The sequence below is a fragment of the Streptomyces sp. NBC_00234 genome (assembly GCF_036195325.1).
Lineage (GTDB): Bacteria > Actinomycetota > Actinomycetes > Streptomycetales > Streptomycetaceae > Streptomyces.
In genome coordinates this window covers 2,919,813-2,940,669 of sequence record NZ_CP108101.1, presented here as the reverse complement: position 1 = coordinate 2,940,669, position 20,857 = coordinate 2,919,813, and the positions used below count along the sequence as shown (strand labels likewise).

General features: G+C 70.9%; 19 protein-coding genes and 1 tRNA gene. 9 read left to right on the top strand and 11 right to left on the bottom strand.

Features of this window, described 5'->3' with window-relative positions; translation table 11 throughout:
- Positions 1-262 precede the first annotated feature (262 nt).
- Positions 263-859 carry a histidine phosphatase family protein gene (locus OG230_RS12745; protein WP_328910307.1) on the top strand — a complete coding sequence of 199 codons (597 nt, stop codon included), beginning with the start codon at positions 263-265 and terminating at the stop codon, positions 857-859.
- A 3-nt stretch (positions 860-862) separates the two neighbouring features.
- Here the strand turns inward: OG230_RS12745 and OG230_RS12740 are convergent, their stop codons facing one another.
- Entirely contained in the window at positions 863-2,266 is a 1,404-nt protein-coding gene (locus OG230_RS12740; RefSeq protein ID WP_328910306.1) for a tetratricopeptide repeat protein, read from the bottom strand.
- Positions 2,267-2,506: 240 nt separating this feature from the next.
- Between OG230_RS12740 and OG230_RS12735 the strand changes: the two genes are divergently transcribed.
- Together OG230_RS12735 and OG230_RS12730 are read left to right on the top strand one after the other, a co-directional pair.
- Positions 2,507-2,968 carry a hypothetical protein gene (locus OG230_RS12735; RefSeq protein WP_328910305.1) on the top strand — a complete coding sequence of 154 codons (462 nt, stop codon included), beginning with the start codon at positions 2,507-2,509 and terminating at the stop codon, positions 2,966-2,968.
- 91 nt (positions 2,969-3,059) lie between these two features.
- Positions 3,060-3,950: a spermidine synthase gene (locus tag OG230_RS12730; protein WP_328910304.1), complete on the top strand. Its 891-nt coding sequence runs from the start codon at positions 3,060-3,062 to the stop codon at positions 3,948-3,950.
- An 8-nt stretch (positions 3,951-3,958) separates the two neighbouring features.
- On the opposite strand, the gene OG230_RS12725 is transcribed toward OG230_RS12730, so the two are convergent.
- A complete protein-coding gene (locus tag OG230_RS12725; protein ID WP_328910303.1) occupies positions 3,959-4,501 on the bottom strand; it encodes a hypothetical protein in 543 nt (180 codons plus the stop codon).
- Positions 4,502-4,590: 89 nt separating this feature from the next.
- Here OG230_RS12725 and OG230_RS12720 point away from each other — a divergent pair, with 89 nt between their 5' ends.
- The 3 genes from OG230_RS12720 (at position 4,591) to OG230_RS12710 (ending at position 8,354) form a co-directional block, all read left to right on the top strand.
- The gene (locus OG230_RS12720) at positions 4,591-5,280 is read left to right on the top strand and encodes a response regulator transcription factor (RefSeq protein ID WP_328910302.1); all 690 of its coding nucleotides are present in this window, start codon (positions 4,591-4,593) and stop codon (positions 5,278-5,280) included.
- Positions 5,277-6,728, top strand: a complete 1,452-nt coding sequence (locus OG230_RS12715; RefSeq protein WP_328910301.1) for a HAMP domain-containing sensor histidine kinase — start codon at positions 5,277-5,279, stop codon at positions 6,726-6,728. The genes OG230_RS12720 and OG230_RS12715 overlap by 4 nt, the downstream gene beginning before the upstream one ends.
- 132 nt (positions 6,729-6,860) lie before the next feature.
- Positions 6,861-8,354: a glycoside hydrolase family 18 protein gene (locus OG230_RS12710; RefSeq protein WP_328910300.1), complete on the top strand. Its 1,494-nt coding sequence runs from the start codon at positions 6,861-6,863 to the stop codon at positions 8,352-8,354.
- A gap of 113 nt (positions 8,355-8,467) precedes the next feature.
- On the opposite strand, the gene OG230_RS12705 is transcribed toward OG230_RS12710, so the two are convergent.
- From OG230_RS12705 to OG230_RS12685, 5 genes are all read right to left on the bottom strand, one after another.
- Positions 8,468-10,114: a bifunctional aspartate transaminase/aspartate 4-decarboxylase gene (locus OG230_RS12705; RefSeq protein WP_328910299.1), complete on the bottom strand. Its 1,647-nt coding sequence runs from the start codon at positions 10,112-10,114 to the stop codon at positions 8,468-8,470.
- Between the two features lie 151 nt (positions 10,115-10,265).
- On the bottom strand, positions 10,266-11,675 hold the full coding sequence (locus OG230_RS12700; protein ID WP_328910298.1) for a GH1 family beta-glucosidase: 1,410 nt from the start codon (positions 11,673-11,675) through the stop codon (positions 10,266-10,268).
- Positions 11,676-11,733: 58 nt separating this feature from the next.
- Positions 11,734-12,645: a carbohydrate ABC transporter permease gene (locus OG230_RS12695; protein ID WP_328910297.1), complete on the bottom strand. Its 912-nt coding sequence runs from the start codon at positions 12,643-12,645 to the stop codon at positions 11,734-11,736.
- An 11-nt stretch (positions 12,646-12,656) separates the two neighbouring features.
- Positions 12,657-13,670 (bottom strand): carbohydrate ABC transporter permease, encoded by a 1,014-nt coding sequence (locus OG230_RS12690; protein ID WP_443051542.1) that lies wholly within the window; start codon positions 13,668-13,670, stop codon positions 12,657-12,659.
- Between the two features lie 6 nt (positions 13,671-13,676).
- Positions 13,677-15,038 (bottom strand): ABC transporter substrate-binding protein, encoded by a 1,362-nt coding sequence (locus OG230_RS12685; protein WP_328910296.1) that lies wholly within the window; start codon positions 15,036-15,038, stop codon positions 13,677-13,679.
- 248 nt (positions 15,039-15,286) lie between these two features.
- Here OG230_RS12685 and OG230_RS12680 point away from each other — a divergent pair, with 248 nt between their 5' ends.
- Positions 15,287-16,315, top strand: coding sequence for a LacI family DNA-binding transcriptional regulator (locus OG230_RS12680; protein WP_328910295.1), 1,029 nt, complete (start codon positions 15,287-15,289; stop codon positions 16,313-16,315).
- 111 nt (positions 16,316-16,426) lie between these two features.
- Here OG230_RS12680 and OG230_RS12675 read toward each other — a convergent pair.
- From OG230_RS12675 to OG230_RS12660, 4 genes are all read right to left on the bottom strand, one after another.
- Positions 16,427-16,499, bottom strand: a tRNA-His gene (locus tag OG230_RS12675).
- A gap of 125 nt (positions 16,500-16,624) precedes the next feature.
- Positions 16,625-17,227 (bottom strand): oligoribonuclease, encoded by a 603-nt coding sequence (gene orn, locus OG230_RS12670; protein WP_328910294.1) that lies wholly within the window; start codon positions 17,225-17,227, stop codon positions 16,625-16,627.
- A 10-nt stretch (positions 17,228-17,237) separates the two neighbouring features.
- A complete protein-coding gene (locus tag OG230_RS12665) occupies positions 17,238-18,455 on the bottom strand; it encodes a helix-turn-helix domain-containing protein (protein WP_328910293.1) in 1,218 nt (405 codons plus the stop codon).
- A gap of 409 nt (positions 18,456-18,864) precedes the next feature.
- A complete protein-coding gene (locus tag OG230_RS12660; protein WP_328910292.1) occupies positions 18,865-19,179 on the bottom strand; it encodes a hypothetical protein in 315 nt (104 codons plus the stop codon).
- A gap of 375 nt (positions 19,180-19,554) precedes the next feature.
- Here OG230_RS12660 and OG230_RS12655 point away from each other — a divergent pair, with 375 nt between their 5' ends.
- Both OG230_RS12655 and OG230_RS12650 read left to right on the top strand, forming a co-directional pair.
- The gene (locus tag OG230_RS12655) at positions 19,555-20,076 is read left to right on the top strand and encodes a universal stress protein (RefSeq protein WP_328910291.1); all 522 of its coding nucleotides are present in this window, start codon (positions 19,555-19,557) and stop codon (positions 20,074-20,076) included.
- 137 nt (positions 20,077-20,213) lie between these two features.
- Positions 20,214-20,786 carry an acetate uptake transporter gene (locus OG230_RS12650; protein ID WP_328910290.1) on the top strand — a complete coding sequence of 191 codons (573 nt, stop codon included), beginning with the start codon at positions 20,214-20,216 and terminating at the stop codon, positions 20,784-20,786.
- The last annotated feature ends 71 nt before the right edge of the window (positions 20,787-20,857 follow it).

The following is a 20,857-nucleotide window of genomic DNA, read 5'->3' as shown; positions in this document are numbered from 1 at the left end:
ATTCCCTGGGGGGTCCCGGTTCCGGCCGCCCCGTTCGCGGGTGCGGACCCGGGGCGGCCCGGCTGTGGCCGGGACCGTGCTGGAAGGGACGCCGTTACGGCCCCGGGGGTTGCCTCCCGGGCACGTGAGAGATGATGGAGCGGGAGGAATCGGCGGTGCCCCCGAGCGGGCCCGGGGCCGGTTCCCGCCCCTCGTCGCCGTAACGGACACCGCCGTCCGGGACCTACCAGATCGTGAGATCTCAGTTCCAGGGAGAGCCTTCATGGCACCGCGCATCCTGCTCGCCCGGCACGGCCAGACCCAGTGGTCGGTGCAGGGCAATCACACCGGCAGGACGGACATTCCGCTGCTGGACACCGGCCGTGAGGGCGCCAAGCTGCTCGGCGAGCGCCTGCACCGCGAGCCGTGGGCGGGCCTGCCGGGTGTCGAGGTCAGGACCAGCCCGCTCGTCCGGGCGTCCGAGACCTGTGCGATCGCCGGGTTCGGTGAGCGGGCGGAGCCGTGGGACGCGCTGATGGAGTGGGACTACGGGGCCTACGAGGGCCTGACCCCGGCCCAGATCAAGGCGGACCGGCCGGACTGGCTGATCTGGCGGGACGGGGTGCCGGAGGGTGAGACGCCGGCGGAGCTGTCCGCCCGTGCGGACGAGATCGTGGACTGGGCGCGCTCGGCGGACCGCGATGTCCTGGTCTTCGCCCACGGCCACATCCTGCGGGCCCTGGGGGCGCGGTGGCTGGGGGAGGACGTGTCGTTCGCGGCGCGCATCCGGCTCGACCCGACGTCGCTGTCGGTGCTGGGCTGGGCGTACGGCATGCCCGCGCTGGAGCGCTGGAACGACACGGGTCACCTGGACGGATAGCGGTCAGCGGGCAGCCGGTGGCCGAGCCGACGGACCGGTCACGGCCGCGCCCGCCTCCGCGTACCGGGAGACGAAATCCGTGACCGCAGGCGAACCGCTCTGCGCCCGCAGCACCCGCACCGCGCTCGCCAGCATCGCGCGGATGCGGGAAGACTGGACCTGGTCCAGCAGGTCCAGCACCGCGTGTCCCGCTGCCGCCGCCTCGTCCGCGATCCCGGCGCGTGCCAGGTCGCCGGTCAGCTGGGCCCGGTAGAGCGCCAGGTTCCGTGTGAAGTGCGGGTCCTGGAACCGGGTGGCCCGCCGCGCGTGACGCGCCGCCCGCGGCCAGTCGCCCAGCGCCGACCAGCACTGGGCCTGCAGCATCTCCATCTCCGCCTCGCGGAAGAAGGTCATCCACTCCGGGTCGGACACGGTCGCCCCCCGCTCGAACGCGGCGTGCGCCCGCCCGATCGCCTGGTCGCACCCCGTGCGGTCACCGAGCCCCGCCCGGCCCCCCGCCTCCCGCAGGGCCAGCAGCGCCAGCAGCCGCGGGGAGCCCAGCGGCCGGGCGGCCCGCTGGCCGGCCTCCGCCGCGCGCACCGCCTCGCGCGGCCGTCCCGTATCCCTGGCCAGGAACGACGCGTTGCAGAAGGCGTGCGCCTCCAGCGCCGCGTCCCCCGCCAGCCGCGCCGTCGCCAGCGCCTCCGCGTAGTGGGAGCGGGCGTCCTCGAAGCGGCCCGAGTCGTGGGCCAGCCAGCCCACCGAGATCGCCAGCTCGCCCGCGCCCGCGTGCAGCCGGTCCGCGGTGGCGCGGCGCGTGGTCGTTCCCGCGTCGAGCAGGGCGTACGCAGCCCGGAGCGGCTGGGCGGCCCGCCGGTAGAGGCCGTCGGCCCCGTGCCGGTCGTCCAGCAGCCGGATCTGCCGCACCGCCTTCTCGACGGCGGTCACTTCGGCCTCGCCCACCCGGCGCTGTGCGGGCAGGCTGGTCAGGGCGGCGGCGGATGCGCCGCCGAGGCCCAGGGACGCGGCAGCCACCGTGGCGGTCCCGCTGGTCATGAACATGCGACGCAGCACGTCGCTCTCCTCGTCGGTGTCGCTGTGGAGCGTGGGGGGCGGTGGAGTGGTGCGGTGCGCCGGAGCGTCCGCGTCCGGAGTGCGCGCCCCCCGGCCACGCACGGTCTCGCGGGCCGAGAAGCCCAGGTCCGCAAGGCCGGCCCCGGGGAACATGTGGAGGAAGACCCGTTCGTACGCGTAGTTGGGGCAGCGGATCTCGCCGGACTCCACGCGGCCGATGTACCGGGCGTCGCAGGCGACCTGTTCACCGATCTCCCGCGCCGCGCGGCGGACCGCCGCCGCGAACTCCCCCGCGGAGCGCTGTCCGCGCAGCCGGCGGAAGGCGAGGTTGGGAACTGGCCGTGTCGACACCATGGCTGGGCCCTCTCTGGTGCAGCCGGGCGCTTGTTCCGTTGTCCCGGCGGAGCAAGAACGTACCTGCTGTGACGGGACGCACACGGAGTGTTTGCGTACAAAGGGGATATCTCGCCCGTGATCCGCCATGAACTGCCATCCTTTGTGGCGGCGTGGTGCCGTAGCCCTTGACGCCGTGGACGCGTTGGTCCACGTGGAGACGGAGTCAGGCTCCGTTCGGCGACGAGAGGAGGGGTTCCCTTGCTGCACCTCGGCACGGAGACCGGCTCACTGACGACCGCGGCGCACCCCACGACCGCACCACCCGCCGCACCACCCGCACCCGCGCAGGCCGCATCCCCCGCACCGGCGGGTGAACCGTGCGACCTGGTCACGGTCCCGGCCCGGCAGGGCCTGGAGGCGGTCGACATCCTGCGCCGCGGCCCCGACCTGGAGGCCGTGGGCCCGGTCCTCCACGACGGCGCCTGCGCCACCCTCGGATTCCTCGTACCGCCCGGAACGGCCGACGCCTGGGACGTACCCGGCAGCGCCTGTACGCGGACGAACGGCCGTGGATTCCGCATCCCCGCCGAGCCCCCCGTCTCCGGCAGCGGCTGGCTGCTGCCGCCGGCCGCCGACGCACCGGTCACCGACCCGGCCGTCCTCCGGGAGGCCCTGGGCCAGGCGGCCCGGCTGATCGAGGCGGCCGACAACTGCCAGTGAGTCCATAATGGCCGGACGGCCGGATCTCCTGCCGCCGCCGGTGGAGCAGTGGCGTACCGGCCCCGCAACGGACGAGCAAGGGCGAGCAGGCGTGGCACGTCGAGGAGCGTCGGCAGGAGGCGCGAGCGCCCGGAAGCGGTCCGACCGCAAGCGGGAGCCCCTCGTGGCGGAGGTGGACGGCGGTCGAGCCGAGCTGGTGCCCGACCGCGAGCGGCCCCACGGCTGGACGCTGCTGCTGGACGACGCCCCGCAGTCGCACGTGGACCTCGACGATCCCTCGTTCCTGTCCTTCGAGTACCAGCGCAGGATCGGCCACATGATCGATCTCGCCGCGCCCGCCCAGCAGCCCCTGCAGGTGCTGCACCTCGGCGGCGGGGCCTTCACGCTCGCCCGCTACGTCGCCGCGACCCGCCCGCGCTCCACCCAGCAGATCATCGAGGTCGACGCGGCGCTCGTCCAACTGGTCCGCCGGGAGCTTCCGTTGGACCCGCAGGCCCGGATACGCGTCCGTTCCGCCGACGCCCGCGCCGGACTCGCCAAGATCCAGGACGGCTGGGCGGACCTCGTCATCGCCGACGTCTTCAGCGGAGCCCGTACCCCCGCGCACCTCACCTCGGCAGAATTCCTCGCCGAGGTCCGCCGCGTCCTGAAGCCCGGCGGACAGTACGTCGCCAACCTCGCCGACGGACCGCCGCTGGCCCACCTCCGCGGCCAGATCGCCACCGCCGCCACGCTCTTCCCCGAGCTGGCACTCGCCGCCGACCCGACCGTCTGGCGCGGCCGGCGCTTCGGCAACGCCGTGCTGCTCGCCTCGGATCTGCCGCTCGCCGTCGCCGAACTCACCCGCCGGGTCGCGACCGATCCGCACCCCGGCCGGGTCGAACACGGGCGGGCGCTCGCGGACTTCACCGGAGGCGCCGCCCCCGTCACGGACGCGGGCGCCAAGGCGTCCCCGGCACCCCCGCCCTCGACGTTCACGTAGGCGCGACGCTACGGGCCGACGATCTGGACCTGCGGCGGATGGTCGTTCCAGGTGCAGAACAGCGAGTACGTCGCCCCGGTCTCGTCGCTGAAATTGACCCTGATCCAGGTCGTGTTCGTCCACACCTGCATCGACCAGCCGGGCTCCGGGGTCGCCGACACCAGCTTCGCCGAGCTGCTCCCCAGCTCGAACACGGCCCGCCCGCCGTCCGTGCTGTAGCTCTTCACCTCGCCCGAGGGGGCCGAGGACTGTGCGGGCGCCGGGCTGCTCGACGGCGTACGGGACGGGGTACGGGACGGTTTCCGGGTGGCCGGAGGCGTGGTGCGGGGGGCGGCCGTGCGCGAGGAGGGGGACGGCGCGGGGCGGTGCGTGGACGAGGACACCGGTTCCTGCGTGCTCTGCCCGGTGGGCGCCCCCACGGCCAGGGGCACCGCGCGCGGCGGGTCGTAGGCGGTCCCCGCCATCACCGTGTGCACACCCCACCACGACAGCGTGACCGCCGCCCCGGTGGCGAGCGACCACGCGATCGCGTGTACGAGTCCTCGTTGCATCCGGGACATCCTGCACCACACGGGCCTCCGCTGTCCCGGAGAGGACCGGCCCGGCACCACGGGCGGGCGAATGGCGTACGGTGCCGCCCATGGCAAGAGTGCTCGTGGTCGAGGACGACCAGTTCGTACGTTCCGCCCTCATCCGGCACCTCAGCGAGGCATCCCACACCGTGCGGAGTGTCGGCACCGCGCTCGAAGCGCTGCGCGAGGTCGCGCATTTCGGATTCGACGTGGTCATCCTCGACCTCGGACTGCCCGACCTCGACGGAGCCGAGGCACTGAAGATGCTCCGCTCCATCACCGACGTCCCCGTCATCATCGCGACGGCGCGGGACGACGAGGCCGAGATCGTGCGCCTCCTCAACGACGGGGCCGACGACTACCTGACCAAGCCGTTCTCGGTGGAACACCTCTCGGCGCGGATGGCCGCCGTGCTGCGCCGTTCCCGGGCGGCCGGCGGCGAGGCGCCGCCGCCGCGCGTCATCCAGGTCGGCGGGCTCTCCATAGACCCGCTGCGCCGGCAGGCCGAACTGGACGGGGCCACCCTCGATCTGACCCGCCGCGAATTCGACCTCCTGACCTTTCTGGCCGGCCGGCCCGGTGTGGTCGTGGCCCGCAGGGAACTGCTCGCGGAGGTCTGGCAGCAGTCCTACGGCGACGACCAGACCATCGACGTCCATCTCTCGTGGCTGCGCCGCAAACTGGGCGAGACCGCCGCCCGGCCGCGCTATCTGCACACCCTGCGCGGTGTCGGTGTGAAGCTGGAGCCGCCGGCATGAGATGGGCCCTCGTCAAGGTCTGTCTGGCCGTCACGGCGATGGTCGTCATCGCCTTCGCGGTACCGCTCGGCCTCGTCATCAAGGAAATGGCCCGGGACCGGGCCTTCACCGACGCCGAGCGGCAGGCGGCCACCATCGGGCCGACCCTCTCGATCACCACCGACCGCAAGGAACTGACCCGGGCCGTCCTGTCCACCGAACCGGGCGACGAGGGCCGGCTCGCCGTCCATGTCCCCGCCGCCGAGGAACCGGACCGGCGGGCGCTGGAGATCGGCAGCCGGCGGGCCACCCGCAAGGACCTGGAGACCGTACGGGAGTCGGGGCGCGCCGCGATCGCCGAGGTCACCGGCGGTTCGGTGCTGCTCCAGCCGACGGCGCTGGGTTCCGGGGACATCGCCGTGGTCGAGGTCTTCGTGCCCGAGGGCGAGGTCTCCAACGGGGTCGGCACCGCCTGGCTGGTGCTGGCCGGAGTCGGTATCGCGCTGATCGTCGGCTCGGTCGCGGTCGCCGACCGGCTCGGCGTACGGATGGTCGAGCCCGCACAGCGGCTCGCGGGCGCCGCCCAGGACCTGGGGGAGGGCAGGCTCGGAACGCGGGTCCCGGAGGAGGGGCCGACCGAACTGCGCTCGGCCGCCGTCGCGTTCAACTCGATGGCCGACCAGGTGGTCCAACTGCTGGCCAACGAACGCGAACTGGCCGCCGACCTCTCGCACCGTCTGCGCACCCCGCTCACCGTGCTCCGTCTCAACGCGGCTTCGCTGGGCGAGGGTCCGGCCGCCGAGCAGACCCGGGCCGCGGTCGAGCAGCTGGAGCACGAGGTCGACACGATCATCCGCACCGCCCGCGAGCAACGCCCCCAGACCCAGGGCGCCCCGTCGGGCGCGGGCGCCGGCTGCGACGCGTCGGAGGTGATCCGGGAGCGGATGGGGTTCTGGTCCGCGCTCGCCGAGGACGAGGGGCGCACGGTGCGGCTGGCGGGAGTGGACCGCACGGTACGGATCCCGGTCGCCAGGCCCGAACTGGCGGCGGCCCTGGACGCGTTGCTCGGCAACGTCTTCCGGCACACCCCGGAGGGCACCGCCTTCTCCGTCGACGTGCACCACAGCGGCGACGCGGTCATCGTGCTGGTGTCCGACGCGGGACCCGGTATCGCCGACCCCCGCGCGGCGCTGACCCGCGGTACCAGCGGACGCGGCGGTGCGGCGGGCGCGGTGGGCTCGACCGGGCTCGGGCTCGACATCGTGCGCAGGGTCGCGGAGTCCACCGGGGGCGATCTGCGGATCGGACGGTCGGTGCTCGGCGGCACCGAGGTACGGATCTGGATAGGGCTCGACGGCCGTCGGCCCGAGCGGGGCAGGCGCGGACACCGGGTCGGACGGCAGCGACGCGGAGTGCTGCGTCGGAACACAGAGTTCCGGGGTGGCTCCGGCGCGGGCACCCAGCATTAACCGGCGCCGATGCGCCCCTTAAGCCAACCCTAAGAACATCAACCGCCGTCCGAAGAGCCCCATTTGCCGCCTTCGGTGCCGCTAGCGTCTGCCGCGAACCCCCACCCCCCGCAGGACAGAGGCAGTCACCCGATGGGCACCAGCACGCACCGCCGCACGGCGAGCACCCGGACCAAGGCGGTCGGCGCCGTCGTCGCCGCGGCAGTGATCGGCGGCACGGTCTTCGCCCTGACCGGCACCGCCCAGGCCGCCGCGGTCGGCGCGACGTACACCAGGACCAGCGGCTGGACCGGTGGCTACACGGGCCAGTACGTCGTCACGAACGACAGCGCCGAGTCCCGGTCGGACTGGACGCTCGAATTCGACCTGCCCACGGGCACGACGATCAGCTCCCTCTGGAACGCCGAGCACACGGTCAGCGGCAGCCACGTCACGGTGAAGCCCGCGAGCTGGGACGGCGGGCTCGCCCCCGGCGCGTCCGTCACGGTCGGCTTCGTCACCACCTCGGCCGGCACCGCGGCGGACCCGACCGGCTGCCTCATCGACGAGGCCGCCTGCTCGGCCGGTCCCGGCACCACGCCGGAGCCGAGCGGCCGTCCCACCGGCACCGCGTCCCCCACGCCGAAGCCCACCCCCACGGTCTCCGAGACCGCGACCCCGGCCCCGACCGCCACCCCGAGCACGACGCCGGTGCCCACCCCGTCCGAGACGGGCGGCACCGGTGGCGGAACCACCTCCGCCGGCTTCGCCCCGTACATCGACACCTCGCTCTACCCCTCGTACGACCTCCTGGACACCGTCACGAAGACCGGTGTGAAGGAGTTCAACCTCGCCTTCATCACCTCCGGCGGCAGCTGCGCCCCCCTCTGGGGCGGTGTCACCGGGCTCGGCGACGACAAGGTCGCCGCGCAGATCGACGCGCTGCGGGCGAAGGGCGGTGACGTCCGGGTCTCCTTCGGCGGTGCGGCCGGCGCCGAACTGGCCCTCCACTGTTCCTCCGCGTCCGCCCTCGCCGAGGCGTACGGGAAGGTCATCGACGCGTACGGGCTCACCAAGGTCGACTTCGACATCGAGGGCGGTGCGCTGCCCGACACGGCCGCCAACTCCCGCCGCTCCCAGGCCATCGCCCAGCTCCAGAAGGCGCACCCCGGGCTGGACGTCTCCTTCACCCTGCCGGTCATGCCCGAGGGGCTGACCCAGCCGGGTGTGGACCTGATCGCCGACGCCGGGAAGAACGGCGTCCGCGTCGACGCGGTCAACGTCATGGCGATGGACTACGGCCCCGCGTACAGCGGCGACATGGGCACGTACGCCACCCAGGCGGCCACGGCCACCCAGGCGCAGATCAAGGGTGTGCTCGGCCTCTCCGACAGCGCCGCGTGGAAGGCCGTCGCGGTCACGCCGATGATCGGCGTCAACGATGTCGTCACCGAGATCTTCACGGTCGAGGATGCCACCCAGCTGGTGAAGTTCGCCCAGGAGAAGGGCATCGGTCGGCTGGCGATGTGGTCCGGCACGCGGGACAAGGCGTGCCCGGGCGGCGCTCAGCCGACGGCGGACGCCAGTTGCAGCTCGATCGCCCAGGAGCCCCTGGCCTTCACGAAGGCGTTCGGCGCGTACAAGTAGTCCCTATAGACCGCCACCCCCCCCCGCGCGCCCCGGCCGGGCCCCACGTCCCCCCACACCCGGCCGGGGTGCGCGCCCCATTGCGGAGACCTCGTCAGCCGCCGGACGGGCTGCTACCGGGCCTTCCACTCCTCCGCGTACTCGTTGAAAATCGCCCGCAGATGGTGGCCGATCTTCAGGTAGTCGAGGTCGTCCAGGTTGGCCAGTGAGACCCGTACCGACCACTCGGGCCCGTCGAAGCCGCCGCCGTTCAGCAGGACGACGGAGGTCTGCTCGGCCAGCCGGAACAGCGGGTCGACCGGCTCGTAGTTCTTCTCCAGGAAGTCGGCGAACGGCTTGCCGTGCACCCGCTCGGCCTCGGCGAGCAGGTCCAGCTCGATGTAGTAGGCCGCCCGCTTGGGGTCCTCGGAGACCTTCATGTGGACGCCCTCCAGCAGGAGGTCCAGGCGCTGCCGGACGATCGCGCGGATGCGGTGCTTGTACGCCTGGCCCTCGTCCAGCATGTCGAAGAGCGAGAACAGCGACATCATCACCTGCTGGGGGAGGGAGAGCCCCGCGGTGTGGTTCAGTGCGACCTGCCGGGAGTCCGCGACCAGCCGGTCGATGAACCGGATCTTCTCGGGTTCCGGGGAGAGCGTCCCGTACCGCTTGTTCAGCCGGGCCTTCTCGTTCGGGCCCCGCGCCGCCAGCATCGCGTCGATCACGTTGTCGTCGTGGAGCCCGATCACCCCGAGGCGCCACCCGGTGGCGCCGTAGTGCTTGGAGTACGAGTACACGAGCAGGGTGTTGCGCGGGAGATCGGCGGCGAGCGAGCGGAAGCCCTCCACGAACGTCCCGTACACGTCGTCGGTGACGACGATCAGGTTCGGGTTCTCCTCCGCCACGATCGAGACGATCTGCTCGGCGACGTGCGGGGCCAGCGCCAGGGAGGGCGGGTTGCTCGGATTGACGCAGCAGACCAGCTTCACCGCCGGGTCGGCCAGCTTGGCGATCTCCTCGGGCGGGTAGCGCCACTGGCGCACCCCGGTCTCGGTGAACAGGTTCGCCTCGACGTGGACCACGTCGAACTCGTACGTGTCCAGTTCGGGGATCTCCAGGTACGGGGTGAAGACCGGCACCATCAGCGCGATCCGGTCGCCCTTCCTCAGGATGCCGTTCTTCGTCAGCGAGTCGAAGACGTAGCACATCGCCGCCGTGCCGCCCTCCGTGGCGAACAGGCTCAGCGTCTGGTTCTCCGGCGGACGGTGGTCGAACATCTCGTCCGTGACGTACCCGCGCACGATCTCCTCGGTGTGGCGCAGAATCCGTTCTGGCACGGGGTAGTTGTCGCCGATCGAGGAGTCCGCCATCTCGTGCACGAAGGCGTCCCGGTCGAAGCCGAACCGCTTGACCGCGAGGTCGAAGCTCGCCTTCAGCAGCTCGATGCCGGGCAGCTCCGGATGCGTACGGACGAAGGAGTCGAAGCGGTCGGCGGAGCCCTCCTCCTCCGGCATGCCGCCCAGGTTGTCCGCCGTCCACACCCGGCGGGACTCGGAGAGCGCGAAGTAGCCGAGGGCGTGGTACGCCTCGCGGGGGCCGGTGGCCACCCAGTTCGGGTTGCCGCGGCCCGCGTTGAGCATGGCCCGGGTGGTCTTGCCCTTCTGGCCGGGCTTGTCGCTCTGCGCGTTACGGGCGAGGGCGATGAACGCGTCCTTCAGCTCGAACGGGCTGAGCCGGGCGAGGGACCGGATCTCTTCACGGCTGAGGGTGGTCTTGGGCATGGTGGCGTCCGCTCCCGTGCGGTTCAGTGGTCGAGGATGACGATCACGAGCCCCACACCGTCAGACATCTGATCAAGAGGGACATAAGGGGGAAATTACAGGAGTGGGGCACGGCGGCACCCTCGTTCCGCCGTGCCCCGGTCCGTGGCGTTCAGCCGGTCGGCGGCTTCGGCAGGACTCCCGACCTCGCCAGCTCGCCGTACCAGTGGGCGCTGGCCTTCGGCGTGCGCGTCTGGGTGGGGTAGTCCACGTGCACGATGCCGAAGCGCTTGCCGTAGCCGTACGCCCACTCGAAGTTGTCCATCAGGGACCAGAGGAAGTAGCCGCGCACGTCGGCCCCGTCCGCTATCGCCCGGTGGACCGCCGACAGATGGCCGTGCAGATAGCGGATGCGCTCCTCGTCGTGCACCACACCGTCGTCCCCCGCCTTGTCGGTGTACGCCGCACCGTTCTCCGTGATCATCAGAGGCATGCCCGGCGCCTCCTTCGTGTACCGCATCAACAGGTCGTGCAGCCCCGAGGGGTCGATCGACCAGCCCATCTCGGTCTGTTCGCCGGGCGGCTGGTGGAAGGCGACGTGCTCCGAACCCGGCCACGGCGAGTGCTCGCTCGCCCCGTGTCCGTCGCGGCGCGGGCCCTCCAGGTCACTGCCGTCGGAGACGACCGCCGGCGTGTAGTAGTTGATGCCCAGCGAGTCCAGCGGCTGGTTGATCGCCGCGAGATCGCCCGGCTCCACGAACGACCAGTCGGTCAGCCGGGCCGTGTCCTCGAACAGGTCCTGCGGGTAGGAGCCCTTGAGCACCGGGTCCGAGAAGATCCGGTTGGCCAGCGCGTCGATCCGGCGCTTGGCGTCCAGGTCCTGCGGCGACTGCGTCCGCGCCCGCACCGCACTCGGGTTGAGGCTCAGCGAGACCTGCGCGCGGGCGGGCAGCGCCGCACGCAGCGCCTGCGTACCCAGACCGTGCGCCAGATTCAGGTGGTGGGCGGCGCGCAGCGTGGCGACCGGCTCCGTACGTCCCGGGGCGTGCACCCCGGAGCCGTATCCGAGGAAGGCGCTGCACCAGGGCTCGTTGAGGGTGGTCCACAGCTCCACCCGGTCGCCGAGCGCCTCCGCGACGATGCCCGCGTACTCGGCGAAGCGATGGGCGGTCTCCCGCGCCGTCCAGCCGCCGGTGTTCTCCAGCTCCTGCGGGAGGTCCCAGTGGTAGAGCGTGAGCATCGGCTTCACGCCGCGCTCCAGGAGCTCGTCCACCAGGAGGCGGTAGAAGTCCAGGCCGCGCTGGACCGCGGGACCGCGCCCGGTGGGCTGCACCCGGGACCAGGAGACGGAGAAGCGGTACGCGTTCACCCCGAGGTCCGCGATCAGCTGCACGTCCTCGGTGCGGCGGTGGTAGTGATCGGTGGCGACGTCGGCGTGGTCGCCGCCCTCCGTCTTGCCCGGCGTGTGACTGAAGGTGTCCCAGATGGAGGGGGTACGGCCGTCCTCCCGTACCGCGCCCTCGATCTGATGGGCGGAGGTCGCGGTGCCCCAGAGGAAACCGGGCGGAAAGTGTGCGGACATGAAGAGCCTCCGTGAGAGTCCTGAGAGTCCTGAGAAAGGAGAAAGAGGGCGCGGGGGATCAGCCCTTGACGGCGCCCTGCATGATGCCGCCGACGATCTGCTTGCCGAAGATCACGAAGACGGCCAGCAGGGGCAGCGTGCCGAGCAGTGCGCCGGCCATGATCACCGACTGGTCGGGGATGTAGCCGCGGCCGAGCCCGGTCAGCGCCACCTGCACGGTGGGACTCCCGTTCTGGGTCAGCGCGATGATCGGCCAGAAGAAGTCGTTCCACGCCATGACGAAGGTGAGCATCCCGAGCACCGCCATCGCCGGCCGCGCGGCCGGGAAGACCACGTGCCACACGATGCGCAGACTGCTGGCCCCGTCGACCCGGGCCGCCTCGATCAGTTCGGTGGGCAGCGCCCCGATCAGGTACTGCCGCATGAAGAACACCCCGAAGGCGCTCACCAGGGTCGGCAGGATCACGGCCTGGAGCTGATCGGTCCACTGCAGCTTGGCGATCATCATGTACAGCGGTACGACGCTGAGCTGCGGCGGCACCATCATCGTGCCGATGACCAGCAGCAGCAGGACGTTCTTGAACCGGAAGCGGAGCTTGGCGAAGGCGAAGCCCGCCAGCGTGGAGAAGACGACCGTGCCCACGGTGATGGAACCGGCGACGATCGCCGTGTTGATCAGGGCCGACCCCATGTTGGCGTCGGTCCAGGCGATCTCCAGGTTCTTGAAGAGATTGCCGCCGAACCAGAACGGCGGCGGATTCTGCGCCAGCCGGTGGTTGTTGCGGGACGCCGCGATCGCCGTCCACACCAGGGGGAAGAGCGAGCCCACCGTGAAGACGATCAGCACCGCGTAGGTGAACTTGCCGCCGTACAGCTGCTTGCCGGCGCGTTCCCCGCCGCGCCGCCGCTTCCGCTTGCCCGGCGGCGCCTTCGGCGGGCTCACCGGCTCCGCCGGAATCAGGGTTGTCATCGTGTCGCCCCTCATGAGCTCTTGCGCAGACGACGGCCGACCAGCCAGTTGACGGCGCCGATCAGCAGAAGGATCAGGAACATCGTCCAGGCGATGGCCGAGGCCCGGCCGAGGTGGAGATTGACCCAGCCCTGCTCGTACAGGTAGAGACCGAGCGTCTGGAACTGGTGGTTGGCCCCGCCGGTGGCACCCGCGCCCCGGTTGAACAGGAGCGGCTCACCGAAGAGCTGGGTCGCGCCGATCGTCGACACCACGCAGGTGAAGAGGATCGTCGGCCGCAGCGACGGGATCGTCACATGGACGAACTGCTGCCAGCGGGTGGCGCCGTCCAGGGCCGCCGACTCGTAGAGGTCGTTGGGGATCGCCTGCATCGCCGCCAGATAGATCAGCGCGTTGTAGCCGGTCCACCGCCAGACGACGATGGTCGAGACGGCGAGCTGCGAGGTCCACTCGCCGTTCTCCCAGTCCACCGGGCCGAAACCGACCTGACCCAGCACCCAGTTGACCATCCCGATGTCACGGCCGAACAGCATCACGAACACGAGCGTCGCCGCGGCCACACTCGTCGCGTACGGCGTGAGGATGGCGACCCGGAAGAACATCGAGCCGCGCAGCCGGTAGTTGAGCAGATGCGCGATACCCAGGGCGATCAGCAGCTGCGGGACCGTGGAGAGGACCCCGATGGTCAGGGTGTTGCGCAGCGCGTTCCAGAAGAACTCGTCCTCCATCAGCCTGGAGAAGTTGCGCAGCCCGATCCATTCCATGTCGTTCGGGGCGGTCAGCTCGACCTGGTGGAGCGAGGCCCAGCCCGTGTAGATCAGCGGGAACAGGCCGAAGGCCAGGAAGAAGACGAAGAACGGGGCCACGAAGGCGTACGGACTCCACTTCAGGTCCCACCGGTACAGGCGGCTGCGCCGCTCGCTGCGGACGGGGCCCGGGGAGCCGCTGCCGCCCACGCGGCGCGGGGCCGCGCCCCCCTCGGAGAGGGGCGCGGCCGTGCGGGACTTGCTAGTCGTTCCGCTCACCGGAGGTCACTTCTCCAGGGCGTTGTCGATCGCCTTCACCGCGGCGTTCCAGCCGTCCTCGGACGAGACGCCCTTCTGGTCGACCTGGAGCATGCCGACATCGGCCAGGTTCTGGGCGATGATCAGGTCCTTCGGGCCGACGACGGTCACCGGGATGTTCTTGGCGGCGTCGGAGAAGATCTTGCCGATCGGGGCGTCGTTGACGTACGGGTCCTTGGCGTCGGCGACCTCGGGCAGCGAGAACGCGGCCTGCGCGCTCGGGAAGCTGCCCCGCTTGGCGAAGAACGTGGCCTGCTGCTCGGGGGCGGTCAGCCACGCGACGAGCTTGGCGGCCTCCTCCTTGTTCTTGCCGGCCTCGGGCACGGTCAGGAAGGAACCGCCCCAGTTACTGCTCTTGGGTGCCGCGGCGACGTCCCACTTGCCCTCGGTCTTCTCGGCGCCCTTGTCCTTGATGTAGCCGATCATCCACGGCGGGCAGGAGATCGTGGCGAAGGTGCCGTTCACGATGGCCTGGTCCCACGAGGGCTGGAACTGCTGGAGCTTGGCCGTCAGACCGAGGTCGGCCGCCTCGGCAGCGACGTCCCAGGCGTCCTTGACCGCCGGGTTGGTCTTGTAGATGACCTTCCCGTCCTCGTCGTAGTAGCGCGCGGCGGAGCCACCCTGCACGGCGTTCATCAGCCCGGAGGCGGAGTCGACGAACGAGGTCCCCTTGGGTGCCTTCGCCTTGTACTTCTCGCCCGCGGCGAGGAACTTCTGCCAGTCACCGGCCCACAGCGCGCCGACTTCCTCGCGGTCGGTGGGAAGCCCGGCCTTCTCGAAGAGGTCCTTGCGGTAGCAGATGCCCTGGGGTCCGATGTCGGTACCGAGCGCGACGGTCTTGCCGCTCTTGTCCGTGCCCTGGGACCACTTCCACTCCAGGAAGTTCTCCTTCTTCACCCCGGCGGTCTTGCCCAGGTCCACCAGCTTGGAGGACTGCGTCTGGGCGATCTCGGCGATGTTGTTGACCTCGATCGCCTGGATGTCGGCGAGACCGCTGCCCGAGGCGAGGTGGGTGAGCAGCTGCGGGTAGTAGTTCTCGTTCCGCTCGATCGACGTCTGCTCGATGTTGATCTCGGGGTGGAGCTTCATGTACGCGTCGTACAGCCCCGCCTCCTTCAGACCGAAGGCACCGAAGACGCCGACGGTGATCGTCGTCTTCCCCTTCCCGCCGCCGGAGGACGGGCTGGACGAGGCGTCCTCGGAATCCTCGGCGCAGCCGGCCAGCAGGCCGGCGCCGAGGGCGGCGACGGCTGCGATGACCACTGCACGGCGGAAAGCGCGGCGTGGCGGTGGTGCGGTCGTACCCCGGGTGAAGACAGAAGTGCGCATTGCGGCCTCCTTGTGCCCCGTGCGTGCCCTCCCCGGCCCAACTGCGCGAACGCGTCCGTACGTTGTTTCGCGCTGTGGTCCAGGTGAGGGACGTGCGGGAGATGTATGAGTCAGGTACGGTGGGAGCGCTCCCATACGTGATGTGTTGAAGGGTTGCGGCTCGCTGGGAGGGTGTCAAGGGACCGGACGGCGAGACTTGTTTCAGTTATCGGCTTGTGAGAAATTTTCGACGACTGGGAGGGGCAGCCATGACTGTTCGTGGACGGCAGGGGCGGCGGCCCACACTGGAGGAGGTCGCGGCGAAGGCGGGAGTCGGCCGCGGGACGGTCTCCCGCGTGATCAACGGCTCACCGCGCGTGAGTGATTCCACCCGGGCCACGGTCGAGGCGGCGGTCAACGAACTGGGTTACGTGCCCAACCGTGCCGCCCGCGCCCTGGCGGGCAACCGCACGGACGCGATCGCGCTCGTCGTGCCCGAGACCGAGACCCGGTTCTTCGCCGAGCCGTACTTCTCCGACATCGTGCGCGGGGTCGGTGCGGCCCTCGCCGACACCGAGATGCAGCTGCTGCTCACCCTCGCGGGCAACGACCGCGAGCGCCGCCGGCTGGCCCAGTATCTGACCGCGCACCGCGTGGACGGTGTCCTGCTGGTCGCCGTGCACGCCGACGACCCGCTTCCCGACCTGCTCGAACAGCTGGGGATGCCCTGTGTGATCAGCGGTCGCAGGCACGCCACCGAACCCCTGGCCTCGGTCGACTCCGACAACTTCGAGGGTGCCCGCATGGCCGTGGGTCACCTGATATCCCGAGGGCGCCGCTCCATCGCCACGATCACCGGGCGCCTCGACGTGTACGGCGCCCAGCGCCGCCTCGACGGCTACCGCGAGGCCGTCGCCGCCGCGGGCCTGGCCCCCGACGAGCGCCTGATCGCCCCCGCGGACTTCACCGAGGAGGGCGGCGCCCGCGCCATGCGGGAGCTCCTCGACCGCTGCCCCGGCGTCGACGCGGTCTTCGTCGCGTCCGACGTGATGGCGGCGGGGGCCCGTCAGGTCCTGCGCGAGGCCGGCCGCCGCGTCCCGGAGGACATCGCCATGATCGGCTTCGACGACTCGGCCGTCGCCCGCCACATGGACCCGCCGCTCACGAGCGTCCGGCAGCCCACCGAGGAGATGGGCCGGACCATGACCCGCGTGCTGCTCCAGGAGATCGCGGGCACCTCCGAGGACCGCCCGAGGATCGTGCTGCCCACCGAGCTGGTCGTACGGGAATCCTCCTGACCGGACACGGAGACGCCCTTCCTGTCATCCGTGACCCGGGTCACAGATGACAGGAAGGGCGTCGGCGCAACGAGAAGGGCCCCGGTCCGAAGACCGGGGCCCTTCCTTCAGGGTGAGTAACGGGACTTGAACCCGCGACATCCTGGACCACAACCAGGTGCTCTGCCAGCTGAGCTATACCCACCATGTCGCCCGGTCGCTTTTCCGACCGGCCGAGAAAAAGTGTACAGGGTCCGGGAGGGTGCTCGCGCCCCGGTTGTTTCCGCCCCGCCCACGGGCCCCGAAAGGCCCGTGACCAGGGTCGTCGTTCTACTCCGCGGGGGCCGAGAGACGCGCCGCGATCTCCTTGGCACGGGCCGAGTCGGGACCGGGCTGCGGCACGAAGACCGCCTCCCGGTAGTAGCGGAGCTCCGTGATCGAATCCCGGATGTCCGCCAGTGCCCGGTGGTTGCCGTTCTTCTCCGGACTGTTGAAGTACGCCCTCGGGTACCAGCGGCGCGCCAGTTCCTTGACCGAGGACACATCGACGATCCGGTAGTGGAGGTAGCCCTCCAGCGACGGCATGTCCCGCGAGAGGAAGCCCCGGTCGGTGCCGACCGAGTTTCCGCAGAGCGGGGCCTTGCCGGGCTCCTTCACGTGCTCGCGCACATAGGCCATGACCTGCTCCTCGGCGGCTTCCAGGGTCGTGCCCCCTGCAAGCTCGTCGAGGAGCCCCGAGGTGGTGTGCATCTGCCGCACCACCTCGGGCATGGTCTCCAGGGCCGCGTCCGGCGGGCGGATCACGATGTCCACCCCTTCGCCGAGCACGTTCAGCTCCGAGTCGGTGACCAGCGCGGCCACCTCGATGAGTGCGTCGTCCGTCAGCGAGAGCCCGGTCATCTCGCAGTCGATCCACACCATACGGTCGTTCATGTGCCCCACCCTACGGGGCGCTGCGCTGCCCCGGCAGGGCCGGGCGCCCCGGCGCGTACGCGTCAGAGCCCGGTTTCAGGTGGTCCGCCGAGCCGCCGGAGGCCACGCCGACCGGGGTCGGCCCGGGCGGTGCGGTCCGTCGGGCCGTGACCGTCCCCTGGGCGGGCACGACCGGGTCGATCGCGTGGGCGATGCTCTCCAGTCCTCCGCTCTGCGGACGACGGGCCCGGTAGGCCGCCCGGTAGGCGGCCGGCGACGAGCCCAGCTGGCGGCGGAAGTGCCCGCGCAGCGCGACGGGGGAGCGGAATCCGCAGCGGCCCGCGACCTCGTCGACCGAGTAGTCGGAGGTCTCCAGCAGCCGCTGCGCCTGCAGCACCCGCTGGGTGATGAGCCACTGGAGCGGTGCGCTGCCGGTGAGCGAGCGGAACCTCCGGTCGAAGGTCCGTCGGCTCATGTAGGCGCGCGCCGCCAGCGTCTCCACGTCGAACTGCTCGTGGAGATGCTCCAGCGCCCAGGCCACCACCTCGGCGAGCGGGTCGGAGCCGATCTCCTCCGGCAAGGACCGGTCGAGATAGCGCTCCTGGCCGCCGCTGCGGCGCGGTGGTACGACGAGCCGGCGGGCGAGTGCCCCGGCTGCCTCCGTGCCGTGGTCCGTGCGGACGATGTGCAGACAGAGGTCGATCCCGGCGGCCGTGCCGGCGGAGGTGAGTACGTCGCCGTCGTCGACGAAGAGCTCACGCGGATCGACGTGCACCGACGGATAGCGCTTGGCCAGCGTCGGTGCGTACATCCAGTGTGTCGTCGCCGGCCGGCCGTCCAGCAGGCCGGCCGCGGCGAGGACGAACGCCCCGGTGCACAGTCCGACGATGCGCGCGCCCTCTTCGTGGGCACGGCGCAGCGCGTCCAGCGCTTCCGCGGGCGGCGGTGATGTGATGGATCGCCAGGCGGGCACCACGACGGTGCCTGCCCTGCTGATCGCCTCAAGTCCGTACGGTGTGCTGAGTTCGAGTCCACCCGTGGTGCGCAGTGGCCCCTCTTCGCCTCCGCAGACGAGCAGCCGGTAGCGGGGAACTCCCGCGTCCTGCCGGTCGATTCCGAAAACGGAGAGCGGGATGGAGCTCTCGAAGATAGGGCCGCCGCTGAAAAGCAGTACGGCTACGACTTCCCGGCGTCGCCGCCCGGTCAGCTTCCGTGCGGCCTCCGTTGCGGTGGCGGAGTCCTGGCTCATGACGCTAAGCCCCCCTCGGTGTTCGCGTCTCCCTGGTCCTTACGGGCCTGTCGCTCCTGCACGTTTCCCCTCGGTCTCGCACGAGTCCGCAGACTTCGTCCCATGATCGAATCTACTGCGTCCCGTGGTGCCGCAGTGACACGTTCTCCCACCCGCACTATGTCGACAAGGCCACTTGGCGCGAAGCCGTCGATCACGAAGCGTTCCACTCGCGAGGCGCCCAGGGAAGTGCGTCGCGCGATCATGGCCCGTCCACGTTGGGTAAAAGCGTACCGCGCGGTCTATTCCTGCCTGGTGGCATGTGGGTTGGTCGGGCAGAACACCAAGAGTTGGGCACGGGAGTGAAGTTGGCTGAAAAGCAGCGGTTGTGTGCGCGGAAACCGGTCACACCGGGCGCACCACCCCTCGATCATCGCCTGCCCCGGCGCGCCCCTTCGACACGTCGGGCGGCTGTGCGGGTGCGTGCGGGGGCCGTCCTCGGGGCCGTTCCGGGTGCGGACCGGCGGAGCAGGAGCCGGCAGGCCGCGGTGACGGCGGCGAGCCCGAGGGCGAAGGACGCGGCGCTGCCGGCCCGGGTTCCGTAGACCGCGAAGGCGGCCGGGAGGAGCAGGCACCAGAACAGTCCCCAGCGAACGGCGTCCGGTGACGCGGAGACTCCGGCGGACTCGGCGCGGGGCGTGCCGGAGGTCGGGTCGGTCGGCGGTGCGGACACGGCTACGGGCACGGTTTCGGCTCCCTGGAAAGCTGCGGTGGCTCAGTGTGACGGTCGGGCTAACGCCCGGGCGCCACGCCTGGTCACTGCTCGTACCTGTGGGTCACACCGACGACCCCCCGTGCGCGGGGGAAAGTAAGAGGAATGGTGTCGTCCGGTCGGGTGAGGCTCGGTGTACGGCACAACCGGCATTGCCATACGCTGCCGCCTCGGGCATGCTCCCTGCAACGTCGCACGCGCTTTGCGGGGGTCTGGGCTGTGGAGGAGTGGAGCCGTACCCTTGGGGGTATGGGGTTGGGAAGATGATTCCCGGACACACCTTTACGACCTGGAAGTACCGCCCGAAGCCGCTCCCTCCACACGAGGACTCTCTTCGCCGAGACACCGATGGCCGGTCACGAAATCCCTGAACCCGCAGACCGCAAGCAGGTTGCCGACCCACGGTCGGACCCGCAGACGGTAGAAGAAACACGTCATTCCTGCGATCCCGCCTTCCGACATGGGGTCGTGGTCGGTTTCGACGGCTCCACATCCAGTGAGCGAGCCCTCGCGTACGCCATCGGCATGGCATCGAGGTCCGGTTCGGGCCTGATCATCGTCCATGTCGCCAACCGGCTGCCGACCACCGTCTGGGCGGGCTGCGAGCCCCCGGTCTTCGTCGACGTGCCCGATCACCGCACCGAGGTCCTCGGTCTCGAGCTGGCCTGCGCGGACTATCTCTCCGAAGTGCCGTGGGTGCTCGTCGAGCGCGGCGGGGACATCTGCCACGAGCTGGAGGAGGTCGGCCGGGAGTACTCGGCGGACGCCATCGTCGTCGGCTCCACGCACGGCATCGTCGGCCGGATCTTCGGTTCGGTGGCGGGCCGCCTCGCGCGCCGGGCGCAGCGCCCGGTCATCGTCATCCCCTGACGCCGCCCGTTCACCGACGAAGCGTCAAAAACCCTGGGTACGCGGTAAATCTACCGATGCGTAGGGGTGGATTGTGCGCTTGTGAAGGGTATCCCGACGGTACGTGGAAACAGCACCACACCTGAAGGGAGCCCGCCGTGGACAAAGACGTCTCCGCGGGAAGCGCCAGTACCACCACCCTCGGTCAACTCGCCCTGGGAATCACTCTGTTGGCGTTCGGAATCGGAAGCACCGGAGTCATCGACGGTGTGACCGCGGCCGACGCCGTCATGCTCGCGCTCTATGTCGGCGGTATCACCCTGTTCGTCACCGGACTCCTGGAGTTCCGGGCGGGCAACGCCTTCGCCGGTACGGCTTTCGCCGGCCTGGGGGCCTTCTGGTTCACCTGGGGCACCGGCGCGGGAACGCCGTCCTCCGGTGACGCGGCCGGGCTCTTCCTGCTCCTCTGGGCACTCTTCGCGCTCAGTCTCACCCTCGGGGCGGCGGGCAGCGGTCCGCTCGCCCAGGGGATGTACGGACTGCTCTTCCTGGGGCTTCTGCTCATGGGTGTCGGGCAGTTGGCGGACAGCGACGTCCTCGGCGAGGCAGGCGGCTGGGTCGCCGCGGTCGCCGGGCTCGCCGCCTGGTACGGGGCGACGGCGGCGCTGGCCAACTGGCCGACCGCCGTGCCCAGGCGTGCTGCCGGCCGGGGCGTGACGGCCGCCGGCTGAGGCAGCGGACCGGCCGGCGCAGAGGCGGCGGCGGCCGGAACGGAGCGGCCCCGCACCCACGGTGGCGTGGT